This window comes from Natronomonas sp. (assembly GCF_046710025.1).
GTDB lineage: Archaea > Halobacteriota > Halobacteria > Halobacteriales > Haloarculaceae > Natronomonas.
The window spans coordinates 1-4,794 of record NZ_JBKEGK010000200.1; the positions used below are offsets into that span (position 1 = coordinate 1).

General features: G+C 65.3%; 4 protein-coding genes. All 4 read right to left on the bottom strand.

Annotated elements, in window-relative coordinates; translation table 11 throughout:
• Window positions 1-41 precede the first annotated feature (41 nt).
• Window positions 42-623 carry a TlpA family protein disulfide reductase gene (locus tag ACI944_RS11865; protein ID WP_411719261.1) on the bottom strand — a complete coding sequence of 194 codons (582 nt, stop codon included), beginning with the start codon at window positions 621-623 and terminating at the stop codon, window positions 42-44.
• 1 nt (window position 624) lies between these two features.
• Window positions 625-1,308 (bottom strand): SCO family protein, encoded by a 684-nt coding sequence (locus ACI944_RS11870; protein WP_411719262.1) that lies wholly within the window; start codon window positions 1,306-1,308, stop codon window positions 625-627.
• A gap of 75 nt (window positions 1,309-1,383) precedes the next feature.
• Window positions 1,384-2,760 (bottom strand): hemolysin family protein, encoded by a 1,377-nt coding sequence (locus ACI944_RS11875; protein ID WP_411719263.1) that lies wholly within the window; start codon window positions 2,758-2,760, stop codon window positions 1,384-1,386.
• Between the two features lie 136 nt (window positions 2,761-2,896).
• A complete protein-coding gene (locus tag ACI944_RS11880; RefSeq protein WP_411719264.1) occupies window positions 2,897-4,465 on the bottom strand; it encodes a spermidine synthase in 1,569 nt (522 codons plus the stop codon).
• Window positions 4,466-4,794: the final 329 nt, after the last annotated feature.

A 4,794-nucleotide genomic window follows, 5' to 3' on the forward strand; every position in this document is an offset into this window, starting at 1 on the left:
TTTCTCTTTCATTTCAGGCTGCATACACACACTCGTTCCGCTTATTCCATCGCCCGCTCGATCCCGGCGACGAGTTCGTCGGCCGTCTTGATGCCGGAATCGGACCACGCTACCGTCCCGGACGCCTTGATAGCGAAGGCGGCGGGATACCCCGGCGGAGCGTATCGGGCTGCTAGCTCCGCGGTCGGATCGATCCCGAGCGTCCAGTCCCCGCCGTGGGTCTCCCACCACTCGACGACCTCATCTTTCGTGACGGAACCGCCGACGTTCTCCGTCGTCACGGAGACGAACAGGACGTCGTCACCGACCCGCTCGTTCGCCTCCGCAAGCGCAGGCATTTGCTCGATGCAGGGGGGGCACCACGTTCCGAAGAAGTCGATGAACGTCGGCCTGTCGGCGGGGATCCGGATCTCGCCGGCCTCGCTTCCCGGGGCATCGATCGTCTCGACCGCGATCGGACCTCGCCGCTCGGTTCGATCCGTTCCTCTCTCACCTGAGTCATCGGTTCTTTCCGCACCCGAAGTGTCGGTTTCGACCGAGGGGAACCCGCCGACCGCGACCGCGCCCGCGGCTCCAAGCGCCGCCACGCTTCCGACCCCGGCGAGCAGTTCTCGTCTGCGCATCTCAGGCGGTCACCACGGTTTCGAAGTCCTCAACAACGCGTCCGACATCGACTGTCGCCCCGTTCGGGTAGGCGCGCTCGACGACGCCTTGCTTGTTGACGAGGAGGATCAGGTTGTAGTGCGGGAAAGCATACTCGAGGTTCTCGTATTCGTCGGCCGGGGCCTTTTCGATCACCAGCCCGAACTCTTCTTCGAGGAGTTCCGTGCCGGCCTGGTAGCTCTCGGGGCGCAGGAAGTGCCAGTTCCCGGCGTCGAGGTCGACGCCTTGTTCGACCGCGAACTGCTCTAAGACATCAGCCGTGTCGCGTTCGGGGTCGAACGTCGTCGCCAAGAACGCCGACTCGTCGCCGTACCCCTCCTCGGCCGCAACGGCCTGCGCCCGACGGAGCCGAAGGGTAAGCGCCGGGCACATCCCGTCGGGGCAGTTCGTGTAAATGAACGTCATGAGAACGGCGCGTTCGCCCTCGAAGTCCGTCGTCGACACCTCCTCACCGAGCAGCGGGTCGGGGAGGGTGACGTCAGGAACGTCGTCGCCGTGGCTCGGGTGCGCCGCCGCGCTCAGGTCTATCTCGGGTTCGTCGAGCACCGTCCGTCCGGTGCCCAGCCCGGGAACCATGCCCAGACATCCGGCGGTGGCGGCTATCCCTGCTGTGCCGATCGACTGTAAATACCGGCGGCGGTCCATACATCACCCTACGTGTCCGCAAATAAATGAACTCTGTTGGTGTGATCGACTAACGCGTGGTCGCCGCTGTACTCGTCATTCTCCCGGCTCGTCGCCCGACTGATCCGGTCCATCGCCCGATGCCATGTCCCCACCGTCCGGGTTGGCCACTGCCGAGACGTCGACCGCCTCGATCCGTGTTCCATCGACCTGCGTCACCTCGAGCGTGTACTCCCCGATATCGACGCTGTCGCCCGCTTCGGGCGCACGGCCGAGCCGGTCCAACACCAAGCCGCCGATCGTCTCGATGTCCGGGCCGTCGAAGGACGCCCCGAGCGCCTCGTTGACGATCGATATCGCGGCGCCGCCGTCGATCTCGTAGGAGCCGTCCGGCTGCCCCCGAACCGAGGGTTCGCGGCGATCGTCGTCGAACTCGTCGCGTAGGTCGCCGACGACCGCCTCGACGACGTCCTCGATAGTCGCGATGCCTTCGAACGTGCCCCACTCGTCGATGACTGCGGCCATCTGCCCGCCGTCGTCGCGGAACTGCAACAGGAGGTCGCTGATCGCCGTCGTCTCCGGGACGATCGCGATCTCGCGGGCGAGACTCCCGGCAGTCGCGTCCTCCCCCGTGTCGGCTTCGCCCGCCCGGAGAACGTCCTTCACGTCGACGAAGCCGACGACCTGATTGCCGTCGTCCTCGACGACGGGATACCGCGTGTGGCCGGCCTCATTGACAGTGCGTTTGATTTCCGACAGCGAGGCGTCGGCGGGCAGACTCACCACGTCGGGGAAGGGAACCATGACCGCCCGCACATCGGTATCGTCGAGTTCGAAGACCCCCTCGATCATCTCGATCTCCCCCGGGTCGACGCGTCCCGCCTCTCCGGCGCGTGCAAGCACCCGCCGGATTTCGCGCTCGCCGAGCGTCTCGTCGCTCTCGGAGGCCGGCGGCACGCCGAGTAGCCGGGTGAAGGCGTTCGCCGTCCCGTTGAAGACGACGAGGCCAGGGTAGAACACGTAATAAAACAGCTTCATCGGCGGGGCGACGAGCAGCGAGATCCGCTCGGCCTCTGCGATCGCGAGCGTCTTCGGAGCGAGTTCGCCGAAGACGACGTGGAGGAAGGTAATGAAGCCGAACCCGACCGCGAAGGAGACGAGATGGACGAGCCCTGCCGGGAGGGCCGACGAGAGTACCGGCTCAATGAGCGCTGCCACCGCCGGCTCCCCGACCCATCCCAGGCCGAGGGAGGCGATGGTGATGCCGAGTTGGGTGACCGCGAGGTAGTCGTCGAGACTCTCGACGACGCTCGACAACACGTCGGCCCCGGCGCGGCCCTCCTCGACGAGTTGTTCGACCGACGTCGCCCGGATCCGGACGAAGGCGAACTCCGAGGCGACGAAGAAGCCGTTCAACACCACGAGCAGTAGGGCGACGAGCAGCCGGGTCGCCGAGAGTGCGACATCTACCATCTGCGCGCCTCCGCCGAGTCGGCCAGCTGTTGAACGATGTCCATGCGGGCCGTTTCCGCCCGGCATTATAAAACGTTGGCCGAACCTGGCGTCGGGCGACACCGACATCGTTGATCCCGGAGTCGGGCGACACCGACTACCCGACGGTCTCGTTTTCGGACGGGGCCTGCTGGATGACGTATCGCTGCCCGACCATCGGATCAAGCAGGCTATCGACCGGCGCGTAGTCGTCCCGGAGGATCGGCACGTCGTCGGTCGGCTTGTCCCGGCGGTAGTTTTTGACCTCGTTTTCAAGATCGATACCGATGTCTCGCTCGCGGTTTCTGGTTTGGAGCTGTGATTGCGTCACCGGGTCGGGGTCCTTTGTCGCAACGACCTCGATGTTCTGGACGACCCCCGGCCCGGCGGTCTGGAAGCCGTACACCTGCGGGTAAACCTGCTCCATCGTCTTGTATTCGGCGCGGTAGAACTCCGAAGCCGGGCCGGTCGGCGCCGAGATGATGTTCGCGAACAGCATTCCGTCAGCCGAGAGGCGGTCGCTCGTCAGTTGCATGAACTCGACGGTCGTCAGCTGGAACGGAACCTTGTCCTTTTTATACGCGTCGAGAACGATCAGATCGTACGTCTTGTCGGTCTCTTGGAGGAACCGCCGGCCGTCGGCGTTGTGGATGTTGAGCTGGTCGGACTCCTCGACGCCGAAGTGTTCCTTCGCGGTCCGGATCACCTCGGGGTCGATCTCTACCACGTCGACGGTGGCGTCGTACTCGGAGACGAACCGTTTTGGGCCGGTGAAGCCGCCGCCACCGACGAACAGCACCCGGTCGATTTCGTCGGGATCCTCGGCGAACAAGTACGGCATGTGGAAGTACCGGGTGTAGCCGAAGACGTGGCGGTCGGGATCGCGGAGGTCCATCGCGCTGTGGCGCTGGCCGTCGAGGTACAGCGTCCGGGTGTCGCCGAGATCCGCGACCTCGAGTTCCTGATACGGCGTTTGGGTCTGGTGGACGACTTGGCCGCCGGTCGAAACCCCGACCGCCCCGCTTCCGAGCGATGCAACGAGCAACAGCGCGACGCCGGCCGTGGCGAAAAGCGACCGCTGATCCATCGATGGCAGCGTAATCGACACCGCCGTCCCGACGAGCAACAGTCCGAAGATGAACCCGATTGTCTCGATGCCGAAGGCCGGAATGAGCCCGAACGTCGTGCCGAAGACGCCGACGATGCTGCCGATCGTCCCGAGGGCGTACACCCGCCCGGACGCCTCGCCCACGCCCTCGGTCGCTGAGAGCTCGGCCGCGTACGGGCTGATGAACCCGAGCAGGTACGTTGGCGGGCCGAAAAGCAGCGTGACTGCGGGCAGCGACGCGAACCGACTTGGCAGCGGGAACGCGGATCCGGCGGCCAACAGCACGTCGTTCGCAAAGATCAACAGCGCGACGTAGGCGGCGGTCCCGAGCAGAATCCATGACAGGCGCTCGACGCTTGCCCGGCGGGCGGCGCGCTTGCCGCCGTAGTGGTAGCCAAGGCTCAACGCCGCGAGGAACACGCCGATGATGCTCCCCCAGGTGTAGATGCTGCTGCCGAACTGCGGTGCGATGATCCGACCGGCGAGGATCTCCAGCCCCATACTCGCGACCCCGGAGACGAACACCGCGAGTTCGGGCGCTGTCACCCGACTGAGCGCCCGCCCGGTCGAAAGTGACATACAGTATTGAATTCGCCGTCGCGGACATAAGTCCCACGGACACCCCCTGCTGGCGGAGCCTCCCGCTGAGGGATGGACGCGAACGACGACCGGGTAACGCGGGGGTATCGGCGCGGGGCGATCGGAGCAGATCACGTCGGGTCGAAGCGTATCGGATCGGACTCTATCGGCCGCCCGGTAAGTCCAAGGGGCTTTAGGGCCGCGTCGCGGAACTCCGACGTGGATTCTAACGAGGTCAGACACCAGTGGGAGACTCGCTCCGGGGAGTATTCGCCGGCGTACTACGCACACTACGGCCCGGACGAAACGAGCGAGATGCTTCGTAAAAC